Here is a 21,168-nt window from a genome sequence, read left to right on the forward strand (position 1 = left end):
TTCTTCATTTCTCTTTCAGCTTGCAGTTGCGCTTCTTTTTTCGCCTTCGTGATTTGTGTATCCATTTCATGAATGCCTTTTGCCAAATCATCTAGCGCAAAGAAGGCTTGCAGTTGCGGATCAGTATAAGATAAACTACCCATATTCCCTGCAATTTGAACTTGGTTGTTTAGGGCATTGAGGATGTTTTCCGCATCGCTTTTTTCTTTTTTGCTTTCAAATTGCTGTACTTTTTGAATCGTATCCTCTAGTTCTTTGCTGGCTGCAACCAGTTTTTCATCAAACTGGCTTTTCGGCATACTCAGTGAAATCAAATCACTTACGCTGTTGTAAATATTAGAGATACGACTATCCATTTCATGTTTCTTGGGTTGGAGATTGGAAAGTTTGTTTTGTGCTTGCAGTAATGCATCTTCCAGAATAATCGCATTCTCATCAGTTTCTCCCGTTGTTGACTGAAAATCCTGTAAGGTTTGCGCCATTTCGATACTAAGTAATTCATTGGTATCTTTCAAACCAATCACAACTGTATTTTGGTTATTATTGATGTCGTTGACAATCGCTTTCCCTGTTTCACCCTGCATGGCATCGGCCTGGATAATGCCATTCAATGCTTGTTTGGCTTGTTCAAGTTGATCATTGGTTTTACTGGTGTCTTTTTGAAGTTTTTCCAGTACTTCATGGAATTCCTTTAAATCTACATGAAAGCCCATTTAATCCGCCTCTCTTTCTGGGGCACGGCAACATCGCCCTAAATCCATTATTGAAATTCTTAATGTACATATATGTAGTAACCTATATCTTCTTTTATATGTTTATTAGACATATCACTCTTTACACGAAGCAATCCCCTAAAGGACTCATCTTATAGTGGGTTCTTTTTTTATGCGAAAAAAAACAGCGAATTCTTAACTATTTCATCAATACTTTTAAAAAAATATATCCCACATAGTTCTGATAAAATAATGGCTGACTCTAAATGACACGTATCCCGACTGATCCCCAGGTAGTTTCTTCAACTGTTTCTAAGAAAAAACATGATTGGAAATATCAGTCAAAACGAAATAAGAAAAAGGCCACAGATTTCTGAATAGATTCCAAGCCAAATGGAACAAAAAAGAACCCTTATCATAAGGATTTTGCAAAAGGAAACAATAAATATATAGAGTCAAGATAAAGAGGATTACTTGCTATATCGTATATATGCATAAGGTAATGTTAAGGGAATATTAATAAATGGTCAAATTTTTTAGAATTATACAAAATAATTGCTATTCATTGGATGAATTAACACCAAAAATCATAAAAAAGGGAAAAGCATCTCGTGATTTCAAAGACATATACAGTTTAAAATCTTCTGGTCTTGTTCTTGAACCCAACCCATAAGTAAAAGTCCGTCTATGTCTTCCACCCCTTCTCGGGTGTGGATTCTCTAAGTTGATAGCATAACTTTCATCTGCCTCAATACCATATTTATCATTCATATATTTATTAGATGGCATATGATGTCCTGTAATGTTGTCACCTTTTACTTCTGGAAGCTCCCCAAATTTATTACTTACTTAGAATATCTTTATAAAATCTTCTCTTTTTGTTGGAATTTCAGTATTTGTACTCCAATTATTATTAATAACTGTTTCCATTTCTTTGATTTCCTCTACAGTAATAAAGCTGGTTTCCACTGCACTATTTAAGAGAATTGTAATACTATCGGTAGTAATACTTTCTAATGACTGTGGTAAATATTTTACTTTTTCATTTTTATAGGTTTCCCAAGAAGTATAAGCGACAGCATCAACTAATAGTGACCAGATCCTAGCAATATTCAAATCTTCTTCTTCCTCTGCAAATTCTGAAATTCCTGTAAAGTCTGCGTTATCAATAAGCTCATATAATTCATCCCCAGTAACAGCATGAGATTCAACCCATAACCAACATTTGTCCAAGGCTTCCCTTCCATATGGATATCTTTCATCATCCTTGCTGATTATAGAAAATACTCTTTCAGCAACTGCTAAAACAAAGCCTACTTTAACTTTTTTTTGTAAATTCTCGATTAATATATTACCCATGATTTCCTCCTTAAATTATTCAATAATCTTTCCATCTTTAAAAACAAAAGATAACAATCCATTAGTTTTAACACTGCCATCAATCTCCGATGTTACTTCTATTGTTAAGTTAGGATATTTTTTGCTAGCTTGATAAAATATATCACTCTTTTCAATAGGATAAGGTTTCAGTAATCCTTTGCTACACTTATTACATACACCTCTTGGGTTAGATTGATGAATTCTAAGTGTACCCGTTACTTCCGTTGGTTCGATTCCTGCTTTTTTATAGCATAATCAAACTCATTTAAAACTCCTTCTTCAGCATGTCTTGTAAACTGTGCTAACTTAGGATTTTTTATATGGTCATATGGGGCCCTACTCTCTCTATTTGGTAAGATTGTATCCAATGAAGGCAGTCCAGCTTCTTTTCTAACTTCTGTAGACCCTCCTTCAAAAGCCAAATCCCTAAGGCCTTTTACATCTGTTTTACCAACTGCTATTGTATTAGTCTCTGGAACATTCCACTTTTTCCGTAGAGCATCCAAATCTTCTTTACCCAATTGGATTTTACTATTACCCGTACTCTTACCAGATGGATTTACAAATTCAATATCTTTAGTAAAAGACCTCAATAGTATGTACGATAGAAATAACCTTCAAGATTAATTTTTCCATTTGCATAAAAAACAGCAGAGATTTCTAGTATCTATCTCTGCTGTCTTTGCTATCAATTTCCAAAAAACCAATTTTTTATATTCTATTATGTGTATCCCTTACAAATAGTAATGCTTAAATTGCAACGTCCTGATAACCTACCTCAGTTACTTCACCTTTCACAAGACAAAGGCCTAATCCATTTTCCATATCCCATGTACAGTCAAACGTAAGTCCGATATCAAGAAAGTCGATAAGGTCATTATCTGGAACAAAAATTCCAACTAAGGTTATTTTTTCGAGAATTTGAGTAGCTGTTTCTATTAAAGGATAATTTTCGTTAGATTCAACATCGTAACCAAGTTCATATCTTTTTTGTTTATAATAATCTAATGTAGGCTCCAAAATACTTTGTTGTAATTGTTGCCATCTTTCTATTAAAAAATTATATGCCATATATTGTTCTTCCTCAAACTGACCATCATCTTCTCCCCTGACTATTAACGCCACCTTAACTTTGTTCCCAAAAAACTCAATGTTTTTATATCCAATCCAATCATAATTATTAAACTCAAGTTCGCCAAAAACTGCATCATTTATTTTCATTTTGAATTTTCTCCTTTCTATTTATTGGCAAATTCTCCTGCCTTAAACGCTCCTGCATTTATCTCTCCTACACCGCCAAGATGCCCAAATTTGCCATTTATTTATGATGGTACAACCGTCATGGAGTATGTGCTTTTTAACAGCCTATTCTTTTTCATCCATCTTCTGCTTTAAATATTCAGCAATTTCTGTTTGCCCAAATTCTCTAGCATATTCATAAGCATCCATATTTTTAATATTTTCTCCAGTGTATCTAATTGAAATATCTATTCCTTTTTCAACTAGAAACTCAGCTACTTCTTTATGTCCACCATAAATCGCACCAAATAATGGATTTCTTTTTGCTAAGCTCACATCTAATTCTGCACCAGCCTCAATTAAATACTTTACTATCTCCAAATGCCCCTCTCCTGCTGCCAAATTTAATGCAGAAGCATCAAATGTGCCACCTCTAGCTTCAATATCTATACCTTTATTAATTAGATACTCAACCACTTCAAGGTGTCCTTTCTTGACAGCTACATGTAACCACGTACCAAATGGTGTCATTGAATGTAAAGATTCTGGATTATCTCCTATTAAACGTTTTACTTCATTAATATCACCAATTTTAATTGCATTCCTTATTGTTTTATTTAAACTTTTTTCATCCATAACATTACCTCCTGTATCTCTACTATCTTGTACTAACTATGTCCCCTAAATCTTTAAGAGTTTCAACAATATCATCAAAGTCACCGTCTATTGCTTCAACAACTCTTAACCAACTCACTACTTCCTCCAAAGCATCAAAACTGTGTTGTCCTATTACAGCATTTGGTTCCCAAGTCAAATTTTCCTCCTTTATTTTTAGTCATGAAAAAAGCTCATTCCTCCTCATCGTTCAGTTGGAACGAGCCTTTGAAAGCTTAGCAAGCGTGTTTATCAAATTATAAAGGGTTTGATTTGTTGATTGTATGTTCTTGTTGTCATGATATAAGTCCGGTCTATTTTTTCTGTACTTTACAAAGAGGTTATATGTGTTATTGGTTGAGTGATGGGTTCATTCGATAACGTTGTTTAACTTTCATTCAAATAATGGATTATACAATCCGTCACTGCTCTTTTTCTACCTACTCAACCAACGGTACCTAATGTGGGTATTTTACAAATTCGCCCTCTGACAATACAATTCTATTTCTCAGAAAGTTTATTAATAAATTCCGTAAAACTAGAAGCTATTTCCCTAATAAACTTTGCTTCTAATTCCGCTTCATTTTTTATCTGATAGGTATGACAGTGATAAACACTACTTATATCGCTACCATGGATTGACATACATATAATGTTATCAGCTGGATCTTTTCCTATTGGAATAAGTCTAGAAGGAAATTTATTTCCCTTAATATAATAATTTAAAGAATTTTGTAGATTATTTTCTGTTTCCTCTGATAGTGGAAAAAAACATCATAATTGATGACGTAACTACATCATCTTTCGTGGTAAATCTTCTTCTATTAGATTTACCACCATTATCTATTAATAAGAAACTCTTATAGTCCTCTGGTAGTTCTAATCCATTAAGTCTTTCAAAGATTTCTATATCTTCGGCTTTAATTTGTTTGAAAGTATATTCAAAATTAAGATTCATAATTCATCGACCTCCGACTCATTCGTTTTCACTAAAATGCAACGAATCTATTAAATTTGTAAAAGTACTGCAAATATATTCAATTGCTTGTTCATCACACTCATCGCTATCATAAAAAACTATTGTTGGTGAGTGTTTATCATTTCTAAAATCAAAACATATTTTATTACCGAATGGATCCGTAGCAAAGGGTATTATTCCCTTTGGGATGTATGGTGTGATAATATCATAAGTAACTGTTATGCTAATATATTCATTCGTGTAGCTTAGTAGGCAATCAAAAACTCCTTCTCCTCCATCTTCAAAGAAAAATATATTCGGTACTGGATGACCACCATTATATTTCATTACACAATTTTTGTAATCTTGAGGAAAAATCACATTAAACTTCTCTCTATTTTCTTTGTTATATAATCCATCTTCTTTCATAATTCGCCTTAAATCATTAATATCAAACGCTAGAGAATCCCATGGCTTCAAAGACATATATAAATCAAAATCCTCTGGCCTTGTTCTTTTACTCAATCCATATGTAAAAGTTCTCCTATGCCATCCACCTTGTCCTGGATGCGGATGCTCTAAGAACATCGCATAACTATCTTTAGTTTTAATCTCAAACTCTTCTTGCATATATTTATTAGGCGGCATATGGTGACCTGTTATATTGTCTCCTTTTGCATTGGGCAACCTTCCAAACTTTTCATGATTCAACTCATTTGGAAGCAATTCTGTACTTGTTTGTGATATATTTTGTCTCGTATCATCCACAAATCTTTTATAACGTTCTTTAAGCCGTACTTTCAATTCATCATAATCAATTTTACCAGTACCCTATGTTGTAATCTCAAAACAAAAAGCACTTGTTGTCTTTAATTGACAATCAAGTGCTTTAAGTTCATCTGTTTTTAAGTAGCATAAATTTGTAAGTTTTCAAGTTATTGTGTGACACCTTTTATATGTCATGACAACTACTACATTAAAACTTACGAGTTCTTTAGTTTAATATACATTCCATGCATTTATATTGATCGCCTAATAAAATGTCATCTCACCTAAGCTCATACTTCGTTTTCTATTCTATCATTGCACATAATACTCTTTGATAGTACAACCTTCATGAGGTCTGTACTTTTTAATACCCTATTTTAAATAGCGACATCTTGATAACCTACTTCATCTACCTTTTCATTTATAAGACGAATTCCTAAACCATTTTCTTCATCCCATGTACAATCAAATGAGATTCCTATATCACGTCCATCGCGAAGGAAATCATACGGAATTGAAATACCTACTAATGTTATATGTTCTATTAATTGATTAACTGTCTCAATTAATGGGTAATCCTCATTAAATGCCACATCATAACCAAGCTCATGCCTTTTTTCTTTATAATAATCTAAAACTGGTTGTAATATGCTATGTTGGATTTGTTCCCAATTATCCATTAATGAGTTGTATGCCACATATTGACCTTCATCAAATTTACCATCATCTTCTCCTCCAATTAGTAATGCTATCTCCGTGTCCTTTCCTAAAAACTTTATGGTTCTGTATCCTACCCATGTATACTGATAATCAAGTTCTCCAAAAACTTTATCATTTATTGTCATTTTATAATCTCCTTATTATTTATTTGCAAATCCTCCAGGTTCAAAAGCTCCTGCGTTTATTTCACCAACTCCACCAAGATATCCAAATTTGGCGTTTATTTCTGTTGGCACAAGTTGTATAGTAACTCCATCATTTAACTCATGCCATGTTAATTTATTTTTTACTCGGTATTTTTCTATATCTTTTGCCGTAATTCCACCAGCTTCCATTCCAAATTGGTTTGCCAATTCTGGTGAATTATTAAGCTGACCTGCTAACCTTTCATTTGCTTGCTTAAAATTATAATCTCTAGCAGTATTTCCTCTAGCCCCTTCAAAAACGACATTTGAATTCGTTTCTGCGGGTGCTTGCTTGAATCTTGAATCATATGTACTAGCAAATTCCTCTCGCTTGAAGGCTGGTGGAATATCAGCATCTCTATTACCCGTACCCTTAACACCACCACTCTCCAAATTCGAGGTTCTACCCTGAATACTCGCTTTAGAGATGCCACTGTGCTTCTTTTACTTTTCCCTAGAATTTGTTCCCCCGTATCTACTTACGCTTCCATTTGGTAATATTTCTACACCTTTAATGAAGGGGAATATGTTGTCCACAATTTTTGCTAGTTTAATTTCAATTATATAATATTCACGACTTATTTTATTTTATTTTATTTATCAATCCGTATATACAATCTATACTTTATTTGTTTATTGAGTCTTAATATATCTATGAAAAAAGCACTTGTTGCCATAAATGACAATCAAGTGCTTTAAGTTCATCTGTTCTTAAGTAGCATAAATTTGTAAGTTTTATAGTAACGATATGACACCTTTTATATGTCGTGACAACTACTACTTTAAAACTTACGAGCTTGTACGTGTTCTTTAGTTTAATATACATTCCATGTGATTATATTCATCACCCAGTAAAGTGTCATATCGCTTAAGCTCGTACTTCTTTTTCTATTTTATCATTGCACGTAATACTCTATGATGGTACAACCATCATGGAGTACTTACTTTTTTAATAGTCCATTCTTTTTTCTGTCTTTTTCTGTAGTCTTACCTCTTTGTCTCTGGTCAACTGAGTATTCCTATCCTGCTCTATTTAACTAAATTGGATTATTTGGATACTCATCTAAATACCTACTAATTAAATCCTTACTTTCACTATCATCTGGTTCTGTTCCTAAGTATTTATACTCCCAAATAACTAACTGGTCACCAAAACTATAATCAGTATCGAACCAATTGGTATAATCATAATGCACCTTCAGCTTTCCATTGCTATCAAGAGATAGTGTAAAAGAGTACCAAAGTTCTTGTTGATTATCTTTAAAAACCTTTCTTAGTTTATCACTTAACTCAAATAAAGTTCTATCCTTCAGTTTATAGTATTCTTTATCAATCTCGTATCCATAAGGAATTTCTAAACTATACTTATAGCTCTGTTCATCCTCGAGTGTATTATAGAAAAAGTAAGTTCCTCCACCTGTTTCTGATATTTGAGCGTAAAAACAAAACTTTCTCCATTCTTCTGGAATCATTTCATTAACTGTTTCAGTAATCTCTCTATATATTTGATTCATTTCTTTTTCCATACTCAATATACTCAACCTCCTAACTGATTTTTAATAGTCTTCTTACTTAGCCTTTTCCCTTCGATCTTATACACTATCTCAAAATAGCTTGGTCTTAGTGAATCACCTGTATATACTGGTTCAATTTTTACTGACACTTTTTTAGGGGGCTTTCCACCTAATGCATTAGCCCACTCCTTCTCCATATTATACCATTCTCCACCCGAACGATTAATTTGTTTATTTTGAGCGACTAAATTATCAATGTCACCGGATCCGTGAAATTGTGTTCCTATCAAGTGACCCCCATCATCATCAGGCAACCTATCTTCTCGTCCTGCAGCCACTTGCATTCCTGTATTTCGTTTTCCTTTTTGAAGTATTAGTTCTTCTGCCTCAACATCTACTATTCTACCAAGCTTATCTGTTGTATATTTATAACCATCCTCAGTGATATAGCGCACGTTTGGTGCAAGTTCTTTCCTTCCATTTTTCCCTTTAATAATATGCTTACCAAGATCCTCCTCTTTTATTTCCGTTATCTTAGGAGGATTACCCGTACCCTATGTTGTAATTTTAAAATAAAAAGTACTTGTTTCTCGTAGGAAACAAGTACTTTAAGTTTATTAATTTAGTATTTTATAAATATCTGTATTTTTAACAAAGCTACTTTAGATAACAAATTTATACAAAATAAGCAATTATTTTTCCGTTGTCTGGATAATCGCCTTTCCAGCCACAAGGAAAACCACCAGCTTTGTAAATATTGAAAATTTGTTCGTAAAAATTTTCACTTTGACCATTTATCGCGCGATTTATCGCGCAATTTCTTAAATCTACCACAACATTCTCAAAAAAATCACTATACGAGTCCGTAAGTTGGTTTCTGAGTCCATTAGCAATTTCTTCTGTCACTTCCTCTAAACCATTAGGTTTTTGACTAGGGTCTAGTTTATACAATTTCCCCTTAACTTTCCCCATTTCAATTTGCCTAATATCTGACCATGTGTATTCATCCTCACCAAAAATCTCATAAAAAGCAAATTTTTTCGCCTCAATAAAATCATTAATAATAGCAACATCTTCAGGGACCACTGTCTTTTGAATATCTTGCATAGAATTTGCAAATCGAATAACTTCTTCAACCAATTTAGTATGAATTCCATACTTCATATTTTATTAAACCACCTTTCCCATAAGTCTATTGTTGCTCCTCCACCTCTGCCCCAAACAGGTCTAATTCTATCCTTATTGTTGGCTCTGTCAAGCAAATAATCATCTAAACCTTTTTGTTTTAGTATTTTCAATTCTTTCTGTAGATAATCATTCGTCATATAGAGTGGCAATCCTTTTTCTTGAAGCTTCCTTAGCTTTTGTTGTAACTCAAACACTTGTTTTTCAATAATACTAATATCTTGATTTATATCTATTCCATCTAATTTCCGTTCAACAAAATCACTATAAACAGAGTGATAACCTTGATGACGCGAAGTTGAGCTTACGTACTCATCAGGAACACGAAGGAAAAATCCATTGGAAGCATGATCCATGTCCATTCCTATTTTTTCAATAACTGGATGCCCGTTGAATTCAGCAGGAATAATATGTTGTGCTTGATAAGGAGAACGTTTGGTTGATCGACGTAGCCCCATTTCTTCGAACATATTCTTACCAAGTTTTGAAGAACTTCCACCTGTTACTTTACCAGGAGTACCAGGAATAAGCCTACTACCATCACCCGTACCCTTAGTTTCACTCTTAGCAACAGAGAATAACTCTCCAAGTGTTTTTCTTTCCTCTACACTCCCTACGCCAGCTGCCGCAGTTTCACGGAATAAATTCGGGATCTCAATATTTTTAATTTTCTCCACGACATTCTTCATACTACTCGGCAACTTATTCGTAAATGCCATTATTTCTTCCAACTTACCACCTATTTTACCGCTTTTCTCTGCTACTTGAAAGACTTTTGCACCCTGTGCGAGTTTTCCGCCTTTCACTGCGGCGGTTACTTCACCGACGCCGATAAAACAACTACCAATATCAAATATTGCGCCGCCAAGAGCATAAGGATCGGTTAATGCTTTTTCTACATAACCTTTTACGGAGTTAACTAGTGCCTTACCATACTTAGGATAATCTTGCCAGCTGATGATGGCTTGTCCAAGATTTTTTATCGTATTACCTGCTCCGTAAATATCGTCCAGTTTCCATTGTTCTGTTTCTACGCCGCGTATCGAATTAAAGCCCCACTCACCAAGCTCTAAGGCTAGGTAAGTTACCTTCATTGCACCTATCGCTATCCCACTAATAGCGGATCCTGCCGCCCCTAAAAAACCTTCCAACACCAAGGCATCATCAGCAAGTCCTTTCAGGAAAGGAATGTTCTCCCCTACCCATTCTGTGCCTTTTCTCAATACATCCCATTTCTCACCAGCACTCTTAGAAAAGTTTTGAAGCCAAGCCTCCACTGGATGATGTTCCGCCCATTCCTCTTGCTTTTTCTTCATTTCTCTTTCAGCTTGCAGTTCCGCTTCTTTTTCCGCCTTCGTGATTTGTGTATCCATTTCATGAATGCCTTTTGCCAACGCATCTTGTGCAAAGAAGGCTTGCAGTTGCGGATTAGTATAAGATAAACTACTCACTTCTTTTGCCATTTGAACTTGTTTGTTTAGGGTATTGAGAATTTCTTCCGCATTGCTTTTTTCTTTTTTACTTTCAAATTGCTGTACTTTTTGAATCGTATCCTCTAGTTCTTTGCTGGCTGCAACCAGTTTTTCATCAAACTGGCTGTTCGGCATACTCAGTGAAATCAAATCACTTACGCTGTTGTAAATATTAGAGATGCGACTATCCATTTCATGTTTCTTGGGTTGAAGATTGGAAAGTTTGTTTTGCGCTTGAAGCAATGCATCTTCCAGAATAACCGCATTCTCATCAGTTTCTCCCGTTGTTGACTGAAAATCCTGTAAGGTTTGTACCATTTCCATAATGAGGGATTTATTGGCAAGTTCCAATCCGGTCACAACTGTATTTTGGTTATTATTGATGTCGTCGACAATCGCTTTTCCTGTTGCACCCTGCATGGCATCGGCTTGTATAATCCCATTCAATGCGTTTTTGGCTTTTTCAAGTTTTTCATTGGTTTTACCGGTGTCTTTTTGGAGTTTTGCCAGTACTTCAAGGAATTCCTTTAAATCTACTTGAAAGCCCATTTAATCCGCCTCTCTTTCTGGTGAAGTATGAATAGCTTCATAGAAGGCAAGCGCTTTATCTAGTGGTAAAAAGGCACTGGATAGCTTGCCATTTGCTACTTGCATACTTCGTAAGAAAGTAAAAGCAAATTGTTCTTCCCATTCATTCGTCATCCCAGGTGAAACAACTCGCTTAATCATCATATTGGACACATAAATCGCTGGTGTGTTACTCATTTCACCAAACGGCCACAAGTAACCAAGATAATCTACCACATAATCGTTAAATCCCTCTCTTAACGGTACTTTGCGCCCTGTTAAAACCACGAGTTCTCCGAGTTCACTATTCTTGAACATATTTTGAATTACTTCTGGCATCATGTCTACGTCCAATTCCACAACGGTACCTAGCGGCAAAATTTCACTATAACACGCATCAATCAAACCCATCAAACGTAAAAATTGAGAAAATGGAATATCTAATTGCGTTTCTAATCGTTCAAAACGAATTGTCTCATTCGGATAATCAAACGTCACTGAGAATTTCGCGCCGATTTTTGGTTTGTTTTCAAAGACATCTTCTTGATTTCGAAACGCCTTGTAAACCTCACGAAAAAGGGAAGGCTGATTCCCCAGCAAGTTACCCATTTGTAATAGTTCGTCAGTAATCTCTAAATCTAATGTTTTGTCATTTTGTAAAACAACTTCTAAAAGTTCTCGTTTGTTATATTCGACCATATTATTTGAACCTCACTGTGTTTTGTTGGATTACATTCGCCATTTTAGCATCTTCATCGACAATTTTGTCCGCGACGGCTTTCATTTTGCCTGTGTCAGCAGAAGATACTCCTTTAAATGCTTCTAAAGTTGTTCCGGCTTTCTCTACTAAATTTTGAAAACCCGTCAACCGAGATAGATTATTCTTGGTAATTTTCGGTGAGGGAACTTTCTCTATCTGATTAACTGCGCTCTCTGCATTTGTGACTGCTCCGGTAAATTTCCCTTTATCTATACCTATTTTCCCCATTGGTATTTTCTCCTTTTTCTATAACATAGCACGCAAACCGCTAATACTTGCTGAAATGCTCGCAATAGCGTCACCTATTATAGACTGATCCATTTCTAATAGAATGATTTTATTATTCATCGAGTGTAGCTTTTCATTGTGCTTCTCTTTATCTGCATCAAGCGCTGTTGTGATTTCTTCTAATTTTTTATCGAATTTATCACGACGTGTTCCTTTGAACTGGCTTGTTGTTAGACTCCTGCCTAAATTGGTAAACTCTTTCTTATAAGAATCAAAATGATGAAGTTCTCCCTGTAAAGATCTCTTTGCGGCTTTTAAGCGCTCTAACTTTTGGGCATTTGCCCTGTGGCTAGCCATTTTACTATCATAACTTGCCTTAAATCGATCAACACTTGCATGGATATCCGCTTTTCGTGCAGCTTCTTTGGCTTTATCTTCCTCTTGAGCCATAATGTTTTCCCTCCTTAAAATCTATTTCCCTATCAAGACTATCTTTCTGTTTGTAACTACTCAGCCATACACACCACTCACAGATCAATTGATCTACTCACTAACTAATTTCACTCGTCCTGCATTTCGTCCAACAAAGAAATGAGACTCATCTAATTCCACTGTTGGTTCACTATAACTAGATTTCACATTTATCAATCCTTGATCAGCTAAACGTGTTCCAATCATCCCTGCTGGAATATTTGCTCGTAATCGTTTATTAAATTCATCATAACTGTTCTCAATTTGTTTTTGATTGCCGTGGAAAATGAAATAAACACCTACTTTAGAACCATTTTTTAAGTATTTATTGAATGTTTCATCCGAAATAAATGTTTTATCTCCAAATATTTGCGCATCTGGAATATACACAAACATCGGTTGATTTTCACTTTGTGTCTCTCTTTCTTCAATTTCACTCATTAGATCATTAACAAAAGTACTGTACTCCATATCTGATACAATCACATCGAAGCTTTCTTTGAATCTGCCAAATCGTTCGCTCCCATTAAACACAATTCTTTGTGCTTTCCCTTCAAAATGTTTGAAGTTTTGAACGATTATACGCTCAATATATTCCGTTTGCTGTGGCGTATCGTCTCCAATCACAAAATAACCATGTTTTTCTGGTACAAAACCAACGACATTTGTGGTTTCTTTACTTAGAGCAATTGGTAGTTGTAGATTATTTAACATCTCTTGTACCTGTGGATTTATATAAAAATCATGCATAGAGATCGTTTTAGATAACATCGGAATCTTGGTAGGACGTGTGCCCTTCCATTGCTGATTCATCTGTGCAATCTCTTGCTCTAAATTATTCAATCGATCAATATCATTTTTTCCATGAGTTGGTAAATAAATTTGAACTTCATGTGGCTCGTCTAGTTTGACTTGCGCTCGTCCAACAATTTCTTGCGAAATCAAAGCATCACGTCCTACAACATCTCGAATTGCACCTTCTTCCACAAGGAATAGCCCAATATGTGATGGAATATTACTTGCCATACTCATTCTGAAGCTGTTCGTACGAAGAACCGTCATAACTACATAGAGTCCCAAACTTGCTCCTTCTCGTAAAAGCTGATTTAACACAGATTCTATAGCTTCCTCTAAAGGACTCTCCTTAATTGAGTCAAAACCATCAACAATGGTAACAATCCCTGGCAACTGCTTTCCTGATTTCTCTTCATATTGAGACAGACTTGCGACACCATACTCTGTAAATGCGTCTTTTCGACTTTGAATTTCTTTGCGAATTCGTTTGAGGAACTTCATCAGTTTTTCTTCTTCCTCTAACCGAACAATATCCACCACATGCGGTAAATCTTTTATTGGAAGTAAACCATTCGTACCAAAATCAAATAGATTAAACTGGACCTGTTCTGGATTGTTAATTCTTGATAAATTCATTACAAGAGTTTGTAATGCAGTGGATTTCCCAAATCCTGGGGATCCATAGATTGCAAGGTGACTCAACTCTTCTAAATTAAGTAAAAAGTCAATTTGTTCTTGTCTTGATGGAATATCCATCAAACCAAATGGAACTGAAAGATTTCTTTTCGAATCCCCTGAAGTTACCACATTAATCTTTGGACTATCAATTTCTGTTTTTAATGGAGGTAACCAAGGTTTTTCAGGAAGAACTGCATTTGTTTTTTCAGCATGAATCACAATATCTTCTACAATCGCGTCCAATTGTGTTTGTTTTTCTTCCTTTTTCATGGACACTTCATCATCTTGAGATAAATCTGTAGTTAACAATTCGTGCTGGCCCAATTGATTAATTAGCCAAATTCTTTCATCTACTTTTTCTTCATATTGTGCATCTGGATTATAAGTTGCTCCACTCCACGCAGATTGAAACAGTTCATAAATTTCATTGTTTCCGACCTGTAAATACGCTCGTCCTGGTTGAGTAATCGTTGCTGCATCAGGTGTTTTAATAATTTCATTTGAATCACTTGGATCTGCTACTTTTAATGCTAATTTGAATCGTGAGTTTGACCAAATCTGGTCGTCCACTACTCCACTTGGCTTTTGAGTAGCTAAAATCAAATGAACTCCTAACGAACGACCAATACGTGCAGTTGATACTAGCTCAGCCATAAAGTCTGGTTCATTTGCTTTTAATTCTGCAAATTCATCGCTGATTAAGAAAAGGTGCGGCAATGGTTCTGATGGATATTTTTTCTTTTCTACAGGATCAGCAATTTCTTTTCCCTGTTTGTACAACTTGGTATACCCATTAATATGATTAACACCAAATTCACCAAATTTCCGTTGTCTCTTTTGTAATTCTGCTCGAATACTTTGTAATGCTCTTGCAGAACTTGCACCGTCTAAGTTTGTAATCGATCCTAAAAGATGTGGTAAATTCTTAAATAAATTCGCCATACCTCCACCCTTAAAATCAATCGGTAAAAAGCCAACGTCTTCTGGTGCAAAATTTACTGCCAAAGATAAAATATAACTTTGTACAATTTCCGATTTACCAGATCCTGTTGTACCTGCCACGAGTCCATGTGGGCCATGTGCCCGTTCGTGTAAATTCAAATAAACAATGTCATCTTTTCCTCGAACACCCAAAGGAACAGCTAATGACTTTGAAGTGTCTGCTTTTTCCCAACGAGCACCAATATGTAACTCTCCAACATTTTTCACATCATATAATTCTAGAAAGTCAATCGATTCTGGAATCGCATTTTTCTCTACCTCAACATGTTCTAAATTAGCTATGCGTTGTATTGCTTGCTCAATTGGATAACTTTTAGGTAAATGGTTGGGAACAAAAAGTTGATTCACGTACTCATTATTATTATTAATTAATACCGCGGATTCGTTACTTTGATAATCAATAACTGTGGTTGCTGTCTCTGGCAACATGTTTAACGCGTCTTTCCCCCAAATGACCGTAACACCGTATTGACTCATATCTTCAGCTAAAAATTCATTTAATCCATGCCCAGAGAGCCAGCTCTCGTCTAAAATCGTAAACATATAATGCGGAGCAAAGGTTACTTTCTCATTACCCGCCTCTTTGACTTGTTGCCGACGTTTTGTTAACAACTGATAGAACGAATTTAAAACCATGTCACGTGTCTGTGAATTATGAATAATTCCTCGTAAATTTAAGCTCCGTATTTGAAAATGTGGCAACCAACGCCATGCATGCCAACAATCTTGATAATCTTCTTCTGGAACTAATGCTACAAATTCTACATCTCTATAAGAGTGTAAAACGGAAAGCTGAAATAATATTGTCTGTACAGCTATTCGTAGTACTGTTTTTGTTCCTGCAAGTCCTAACGTTTGATTTAACATCGAGATGGCAATAGGTGCATCTTTTAACGTTTGATGTGGCCAAACAATTTTTTCTTCTGCAAATTTACTTAAAGCATCATCTTCTTCTCTTGAATGATAACTGACTTTATAACTACTTTGAATCTCTCCATGACCCAAACGAATACTTATAAAATCAGCATTTGTCATAGTTTTTTCATAAATTCGTGGACTGTATTCTTTTGTCATCAAAGACAATGAATCCATATCAGGGAAGTTATACGTTAAAGCTTCAAATTGCTTTTGAGAGAGCAACGACAATTCTTTTTCCTTTTGAATAAGATACTTTTCATAGTACTCACTTCGCTTAAGATTCTTTTGTTTCACTTCTTTCTTATTCGTAATATAACTTGAAACAGAGAACCCTGCCGTGAGTAAACTTACTCCTCCCATGCTTAACATCATAATAGGGTTTCCATTACTTAATACGCTCGTTGCACCACTTAAAACAACCATTGCCAATGGCGGAACAATTGTACGCAATAATTCATTTCTCCCATCAGTTTCCTCAGCTCTTGGAGGTTGAATTGCTATCTCTTCTTTAGGCTCTCGTAAATGAATTCTTGGACTACGTCTAAATTCAGGGAAATTTTTTGGGTATTCTGGAATAAATATCTCGTTAATAATCTCCCAAGAATTTAGTGAAAATTCATTGGTTATCTTACACAACTTAAATTGTTTTTCTCTCAATTCAATAAGCACACCATCAATAACAAGTTGATCCCCTACAGACAAAACTTTTTCTAATCGAGCTACTTTCTCTCCATTAAAGTAAACTAACACCCCATTTGAAAACAGATTTAACTGGTAAGTTTCATTCTTTTCATTAAATGTGACCAGAGCAAAAGCCTTAGTCGGAATGGTGATTCCTGAGTCCTTTGAAGAAGAAATCACAAAATTTATTTTCGGCTTGATAGTTGTTAAAACCTCTAATTTTTCATGAGGTAACGCGAGAATTCCGTCCTTCATATCACCTGTCCATGGATCTTGATCTAAGAACAAATGCGTGCCATCAAAAGAAATTTCATGGTTACCAATCTTAATTGATGGCTTTGACATCGTTAGTTCGTGATGCGAAAATATATGACCAAATGAAAAAATATCATAGAGTACAGACGCTTTATTTACAATTTGATCATCAATTGGTACACCTTCACTAGATAATCTATTGTTTAGGTTTCTGATCATCCGTCTTCCCCTCCAATAACTTCATGTACTTTTCCATCTCTTCCTTATATTTCGAAAGTAATTCTTGTTTCTTCGAACCATTCATCTTGTTATCTGCATTTGTTACATCATAAACTTTTGTATAGGCGTGAAGAATATATTGATTATCTCCAATATTTTTAGCAATATTTAAGGCCCTTTCAAAGTCTCCTTTTCCTATATAGATCCAATAAAGTAATGAGTTATCATTAGATTTTTGGGAGATAGTCCCTAATACAGATTCTTTCTGCTCTTTAGACAAGCTATCTAGTTGAATCGAGCTCACTGCTAACACATACTGTGCGCTTTTAGGAAGATTCTCTGGTTTGTCTTCCTTTAAAGTATCTAGAACATCTGAATAATTATTTGAAATAAACTTTGATTCAGCACTTATGATTCGTTTTTGCTGAGGTACAATATTTAATGAATATATCCCTACCCCTATTGAAAGACCTAATGTTGCTAGACCAAGAATAATTGTTCCCCACTTAAAAACAGTGTGATTTCTACTTTTCACCAGTATACTTGTAGCATTTCTTTTTTCCTTTTGAATCGCAACTGTTTCCATTAGTAACTTGTCTATCTCTTCAAACGAAGAAGATTCTTGAATTTTTTCGGAAAAAGGATCTCGGACTGCACCGGCCCCATCAATAAGATTCTCAAAATCCAGTTTTGGATTTAAAATATAAAGAAGTAATGCCTTGTATTGTTTTAGATATACTTCTTCTTTTGAAAGATAAGGAATAACGGTATTCATTACGCCACGATGACCAATAAACAACTCTTCCCCAAAAATAAAGATATTTTTAGGATGGATAAATGGCGTTACTGGTTGGTTAAGATATTCTTTTAAGAAATTTACTTTTTGTGCTAAAAGAAGGCGATCAAATGCATCTAATTTTTTAACATATTGTTCAAGCGAAAAAGATAATTCATCTTTTTCATAAGTGATAATGACCTTTTCTTCATTCGCCACTTCTATCTTTCCAGTCAAAAAGTGTGGTGCTTTATTTAAAAATAACTGGAATTGCTTTACACCTGACAAAGAATATTGATTAGCTGTTAAGTGCACTTTAATAAAAGTAGATGTAGTTTCCTCTTTAATAACTATCAAACTATTTTTCATTTCCCCCATACTCTAGTGTTCCTCCAAACTCCCTATAATTTCTTTTACGGCTAATTGATCACCATCCGCCAATGGATATTTCGCCAATATAACATTTTCATCTAAATGAATTGGCTTATTTTTTACTTCCAATGAAAAATGAGTGGGCAATTCTATATTTACTAAAGATAATGAATCAACCAATAGTTCTTTCAATCTATTAGAAGAAACCTGATTAGGTATTGTTAAATCAAGTATTTGCTCATTAACATGAAGTTCGATATTAATCATTGTTCTTTCTGCCATTGTTTACTCCTTTTTCCGTATAAATAGGTTTGAAAATCTTTTACCTAATAACCAGCCTAAAATTAATATTCCAATCACACCCATGCTTAACAGTATCCAGAAGGTCCATCTAGGAATTTCATAATTGGTATCTTCCACAGTTGCTTCATTTTCATTAGAAGCTTGGTAGTCTTTAGAAAACAGCTGCTTGGTAATTGTATCCTGTGGTTTCTTTTCTACACTCTCAGCGGTAAGAAATAATTTTTCTTTTATACCTGAAGTACTCTTTCTATTTTCTTTCTCAAGTTCCTTATTTTTTGTGTTTTTGTCTTTTAAAAACAAATCTTCTATCCCTGTAACAGAATAATTATTTTTATGATTTTCTTTTTCATAAATCACGTTGTTATGAATCGTTAGTTTTCCATCTTCAGCGTAAGCTAGACTGCTAAAACTAGTAAAAAGATTTGTCACACAAAAAGAAATTAGAAGAGAAAAAACGAGAAATTTTGGTTTTATCATTTTTTCCAAATTCGTACATCCTTTCTCCTAACAACATAAGTTATTGCTTTTGTTCAGCTTTCTCTGACTTTTTCACACCTGGAAAAGCAATGAAATTCGTACCAATTCCCACAACAATAATAATTACCAATAACAAGTAACTTTCCCATCCAACATGAATAGCATTGCTTAGTGCTGTATAACCATTTTCTATGTTTTGAAGCGGTGAAAAACGATAAAATAAATCGACAATACTACCCGGACGAGTATGCATTCCTAATAATGGTGTTAACATGAGATATAATCCTAAAATTGAAGCACAAACATAGAGTGTTATATTTTTAAACTGACGAGAAAAACCTGTTATTAATAAAGTTCCACCTAAAATAGTTAGGAACGTGTAACTAAACCAAGAGATATTAAACACTCTCCAAATACTAAAAGTAGTTATTCCAGCAAAGAATAGTGAGATAATTAGACTGACACCTGTTACCTTCATAACATTAGGAACATTTAGCCATGCCCTTGTAGGTGTAATAAAAACCATATCTTTCGTAATTTCTCTACGTTGAATAGTACGACATAAGGAAATGCCGGTAATCACTGAAAGAACAGCTCCAACAAGCGTCATATAGTAAGGAATAATAGACGTTTGGCGAGTAGCTTCAAAACTTCCTTTTGTAGCAATTGGGGCTGATAGAAAATTGAATACTTTATAATTATCTGCTCCACCTCGTTTGGTATTAGAAAGCACTTTGCTAAACTCTTCTGAGTATTTTTCATTTTTACTTGTATTCTTTTGAATTTTAGTGACTGAAGTATTTAAATTATTCAAAACAGTATCTGCATTTTTCTGAACATTATCTGTACTTTCTTTCAACTCCTGAATTTTTGGAGAAATGTCATGAGCTTTCGCTGCAGATTTTTCTATACTTTCAGCCGAGCTCTTTGAACTCTGAACTAAATCTTCCATTTCTTTTACTAAGCTATCTGTTTCTGAAGAAATTGGTATTGTATCGTTCTCTGTAGGATGTTGATTTTCTGCAGGATGTTGATTTTCTGCACTGTTTACAGATTCTTCTTGGATTTTTTCATTTTCTTTCCATGATTGATACGCTTCATTAATCTGTTGATTGGCTTGCACAAACCAATTATTTAACTTTTCTGCTTCATTCAGAAACTTCTGAGGTTCAGTCATTAGATTTAAAGTTCCATATAATGTATTTTTTGTTCCATCATGATTTTTATCCGTTGTTGATCCAATTGTTTCTTGTAAATTTTTTATTTGGCCTTCAATATCTGTATAGAGTTGATTTCCTTTATTCTTAAATTCTTCATAAATTTTCTCTGTAATAGCATCTATCTTTTGTTCACCTGTGATATTGTTATACATACGATAAACAGAGTTTGGATTTGCCAACTCTTCGAGAGTCTTCTCTTGATTTTCAGTTTTGTTAATCATATCTGCATAGCTATCAATAGATATGGAATCTTCTGGATTTCCAAATAAGGTAACAATTTGCTGTGCAGTGCTATCAAGCATTTGAAATTGTTTCAATAACTCAGGTAAGTCAGATATTAAATTCTTATTTACATCTATATATTCTGCATAGCTGGCATTCACTTGAGTTTGCTCATTAACAATCCATGAATAATCAACAGAGACAAAAGAGTTTTTCTTCATTTCTTCATCCAAGGTCCAATCAAGATCCGCCTTAAACGTTAAGCTAAAACTTGAAGGTAACGGCGGAAGATCCTTTTCTTTAGAAGTTGGCCTATTAGGCTTATTTTCTGTTTCTGGTTTCGATCCTGTTTCCGGTTTCGGCTCTGGTTCTGTTGGTGGATCTACCGGCGGTTTCGGTTTCTCTGGATCCGTTGGTGGATCTACTGGCGGTTTCGG

General features: G+C 34.6%; 21 protein-coding genes and 3 pseudogenes. All 24 read right to left on the reverse strand.

Annotated features, from left to right (window positions below; all coding sequences use genetic code 11):
* On the reverse strand, positions 1-713 hold a 713-nt coding region (locus B5P42_RS27790), incomplete at its 3' end, for a T7SS effector LXG polymorphic toxin (protein WP_220089407.1).
* Positions 714-1,562: 849 nt separating this feature from the next.
* Positions 1,563-2,072, reverse strand: a complete 510-nt coding sequence (locus B5P42_RS27800; protein WP_113735754.1) for an Imm6 family immunity protein — start codon at positions 2,070-2,072, stop codon at positions 1,563-1,565.
* 236 nt (positions 2,073-2,308) lie between these two features.
* Complete coding sequence (locus tag B5P42_RS32940) at positions 2,309-2,614, reverse strand: hypothetical protein (RefSeq protein ID WP_258397551.1); 306 nt, start codon at positions 2,612-2,614, stop codon at positions 2,309-2,311.
* A gap of 229 nt (positions 2,615-2,843) precedes the next feature.
* Positions 2,844-3,314: a DUF6985 domain-containing protein gene (locus B5P42_RS27810; RefSeq protein ID WP_113735755.1), complete on the reverse strand. Its 471-nt coding sequence runs from the start codon at positions 3,312-3,314 to the stop codon at positions 2,844-2,846.
* A gap of 17 nt (positions 3,315-3,331) precedes the next feature.
* Positions 3,332-3,415, reverse strand: a pseudogene (locus B5P42_RS32945) (HNH endonuclease); the annotation flags it as partial.
* Positions 3,416-3,458: 43 nt separating this feature from the next.
* On the reverse strand, positions 3,459-3,968 hold the full coding sequence (locus tag B5P42_RS27820) for an ankyrin repeat domain-containing protein (protein WP_025148814.1): 510 nt from the start codon (positions 3,966-3,968) through the stop codon (positions 3,459-3,461).
* A 22-nt stretch (positions 3,969-3,990) separates the two neighbouring features.
* On the reverse strand, positions 3,991-4,146 hold the full coding sequence (locus B5P42_RS32165; protein WP_162790999.1) for a hypothetical protein: 156 nt from the start codon (positions 4,144-4,146) through the stop codon (positions 3,991-3,993).
* A gap of 341 nt (positions 4,147-4,487) precedes the next feature.
* Positions 4,488-4,700: an SMI1/KNR4 family protein gene (locus B5P42_RS33445; protein WP_370445725.1), complete on the reverse strand. Its 213-nt coding sequence runs from the start codon at positions 4,698-4,700 to the stop codon at positions 4,488-4,490.
* A gap of 25 nt (positions 4,701-4,725) precedes the next feature.
* The gene (locus tag B5P42_RS33450; RefSeq protein WP_258397552.1) at positions 4,726-4,944 is read right to left on the reverse strand and encodes an SMI1/KNR4 family protein; all 219 of its coding nucleotides are present in this window, start codon (positions 4,942-4,944) and stop codon (positions 4,726-4,728) included.
* An 18-nt stretch (positions 4,945-4,962) separates the two neighbouring features.
* Positions 4,963-5,748, reverse strand: coding sequence for an SMI1/KNR4 family protein (locus B5P42_RS32960; RefSeq protein WP_258397553.1), 786 nt, complete (start codon positions 5,746-5,748; stop codon positions 4,963-4,965).
* Between the two features lie 341 nt (positions 5,749-6,089).
* Entirely contained in the window at positions 6,090-6,557 is a 468-nt protein-coding gene (locus tag B5P42_RS27835; RefSeq protein ID WP_113735756.1) for a DUF6985 domain-containing protein, read from the reverse strand.
* Between the two features lie 15 nt (positions 6,558-6,572).
* Positions 6,573-7,154 (reverse strand): annotated as a pseudogene (locus B5P42_RS27840) (HNH endonuclease).
* A gap of 500 nt (positions 7,155-7,654) precedes the next feature.
* Entirely contained in the window at positions 7,655-8,143 is a 489-nt protein-coding gene (locus tag B5P42_RS27845; protein WP_113735766.1) for an immunity protein YezG family protein, read from the reverse strand.
* A gap of 11 nt (positions 8,144-8,154) precedes the next feature.
* Complete coding sequence (locus tag B5P42_RS27850; RefSeq protein WP_113735757.1) at positions 8,155-8,664, reverse strand: DNA/RNA non-specific endonuclease; 510 nt, start codon at positions 8,662-8,664, stop codon at positions 8,155-8,157.
* Between the two features lie 142 nt (positions 8,665-8,806).
* A complete protein-coding gene (locus B5P42_RS27855; protein WP_113735758.1) occupies positions 8,807-9,295 on the reverse strand; it encodes a hypothetical protein in 489 nt (162 codons plus the stop codon).
* The gene (locus B5P42_RS27860) at positions 9,292-11,337 is read right to left on the reverse strand and encodes an AHH domain-containing protein (protein ID WP_113735759.1); all 2,046 of its coding nucleotides are present in this window, start codon (positions 11,335-11,337) and stop codon (positions 9,292-9,294) included. Before B5P42_RS27860 ends, B5P42_RS27855 begins: the two co-directional genes overlap by 4 nt.
* Positions 11,338-12,054, reverse strand: coding sequence for a DUF4176 domain-containing protein (locus B5P42_RS27865; RefSeq protein ID WP_002187007.1), 717 nt, complete (start codon positions 12,052-12,054; stop codon positions 11,338-11,340). It abuts the gene before it with no gap.
* Between the two features lies 1 nt (position 12,055).
* On the reverse strand, positions 12,056-12,343 hold the full coding sequence (locus B5P42_RS27870; protein WP_002187006.1) for a TIGR04197 family type VII secretion effector: 288 nt from the start codon (positions 12,341-12,343) through the stop codon (positions 12,056-12,058).
* An 18-nt stretch (positions 12,344-12,361) separates the two neighbouring features.
* On the reverse strand, positions 12,362-12,793 hold the full coding sequence (locus B5P42_RS27875) for a DUF5082 family protein (protein ID WP_002187005.1): 432 nt from the start codon (positions 12,791-12,793) through the stop codon (positions 12,362-12,364).
* 93 nt (positions 12,794-12,886) lie between these two features.
* The gene (essC, locus tag B5P42_RS27880; protein WP_113735760.1) at positions 12,887-17,362 is read right to left on the reverse strand and encodes a type VII secretion protein EssC; all 4,476 of its coding nucleotides are present in this window, start codon (positions 17,360-17,362) and stop codon (positions 12,887-12,889) included.
* Positions 17,340-18,515, reverse strand: coding sequence for a type VII secretion protein EssB (essB, locus tag B5P42_RS27885; protein ID WP_113735761.1), 1,176 nt, complete (start codon positions 18,513-18,515; stop codon positions 17,340-17,342). Before essB ends, essC begins: the two co-directional genes overlap by 23 nt.
* A gap of 3 nt (positions 18,516-18,518) precedes the next feature.
* Positions 18,519-18,791, reverse strand: a complete 273-nt coding sequence (locus B5P42_RS27890) for an EsaB/YukD family protein (RefSeq protein WP_016128393.1) — start codon at positions 18,789-18,791, stop codon at positions 18,519-18,521.
* A gap of 3 nt (positions 18,792-18,794) precedes the next feature.
* Positions 18,795-19,289, reverse strand: coding sequence for a type VII secretion protein EssA (gene essA, locus B5P42_RS27895; protein ID WP_240514177.1), 495 nt, complete (start codon positions 19,287-19,289; stop codon positions 18,795-18,797).
* Positions 19,290-19,329: 40 nt separating this feature from the next.
* Positions 19,330-21,168: pseudogene (locus tag B5P42_RS27900) on the reverse strand (type VII secretion protein EsaA); the annotation flags it as partial.

Source organism: Bacillus sp. SRB_331 (genome assembly GCF_003264175.1).
Classification (GTDB): Bacteria; Bacillota; Bacilli; order Bacillales; family Bacillaceae_G; genus Bacillus_A; species Bacillus_A mycoides.

What these genes read in the sequence shown, in the direction of transcription:
- B5P42_RS27890 (WP_016128393.1), bottom strand. Translation starts at nt 18,791, where the DNA reads ATGGCAGAAAGAACAATGATTAATATCGAACTTCATGTTAATGAGCAA.
- B5P42_RS27800 (WP_113735754.1), bottom strand. Translation starts at nt 2,072, where the DNA reads ATGGGTAATATATTAATCGAGAATTTACAAAAAAAAGTTAAAGTAGGC.
- B5P42_RS27835 (WP_113735756.1), bottom strand. Translation starts at nt 6,557, where the DNA reads ATGACAATAAATGATAAAGTTTTTGGAGAACTTGATTATCAGTATACA.
- essB (WP_113735761.1), bottom strand. Translation starts at nt 18,515, where the DNA reads ATGGGGGAAATGAAAAATAGTTTGATAGTTATTAAAGAGGAAACTACA.
- B5P42_RS27865 (WP_002187007.1), bottom strand. Translation starts at nt 12,054, where the DNA reads ATGGTCGAATATAACAAACGAGAACTTTTAGAAGTTGTTTTACAAAAT.
- B5P42_RS27845 (WP_113735766.1), bottom strand. Translation starts at nt 8,143, where the DNA reads ATGGAAAAAGAAATGAATCAAATATATAGAGAGATTACTGAAACAGTT.
- B5P42_RS27820 (WP_025148814.1), bottom strand. Translation starts at nt 3,968, where the DNA reads ATGGATGAAAAAAGTTTAAATAAAACAATAAGGAATGCAATTAAAATT.
- essA (WP_240514177.1), bottom strand. Translation starts at nt 19,289, where the DNA reads ATGATAAAACCAAAATTTCTCGTTTTTTCTCTTCTAATTTCTTTTTGT.
- B5P42_RS33450 (WP_258397552.1), bottom strand. Translation starts at nt 4,944, where the DNA reads ATGAATCTTAATTTTGAATATACTTTCAAACAAATTAAAGCCGAAGAT.
- B5P42_RS27875 (WP_002187005.1), bottom strand. Translation starts at nt 12,793, where the DNA reads ATGGCTCAAGAGGAAGATAAAGCCAAAGAAGCTGCACGAAAAGCGGAT.
- B5P42_RS27870 (WP_002187006.1), bottom strand. Translation starts at nt 12,343, where the DNA reads ATGGGGAAAATAGGTATAGATAAAGGGAAATTTACCGGAGCAGTCACA.
- B5P42_RS27855 (WP_113735758.1), bottom strand. Translation starts at nt 9,295, where the DNA reads ATGAAGTATGGAATTCATACTAAATTGGTTGAAGAAGTTATTCGATTT.
- B5P42_RS27810 (WP_113735755.1), bottom strand. Translation starts at nt 3,314, where the DNA reads ATGAAAATAAATGATGCAGTTTTTGGCGAACTTGAGTTTAATAATTAT.
- B5P42_RS27860 (WP_113735759.1), bottom strand. Translation starts at nt 11,337, where the DNA reads ATGGGCTTTCAAGTAGATTTAAAGGAATTCCTTGAAGTACTGGCAAAA.
- essC (WP_113735760.1), bottom strand. Translation starts at nt 17,362, where the DNA reads ATGATCAGAAACCTAAACAATAGATTATCTAGTGAAGGTGTACCAATT.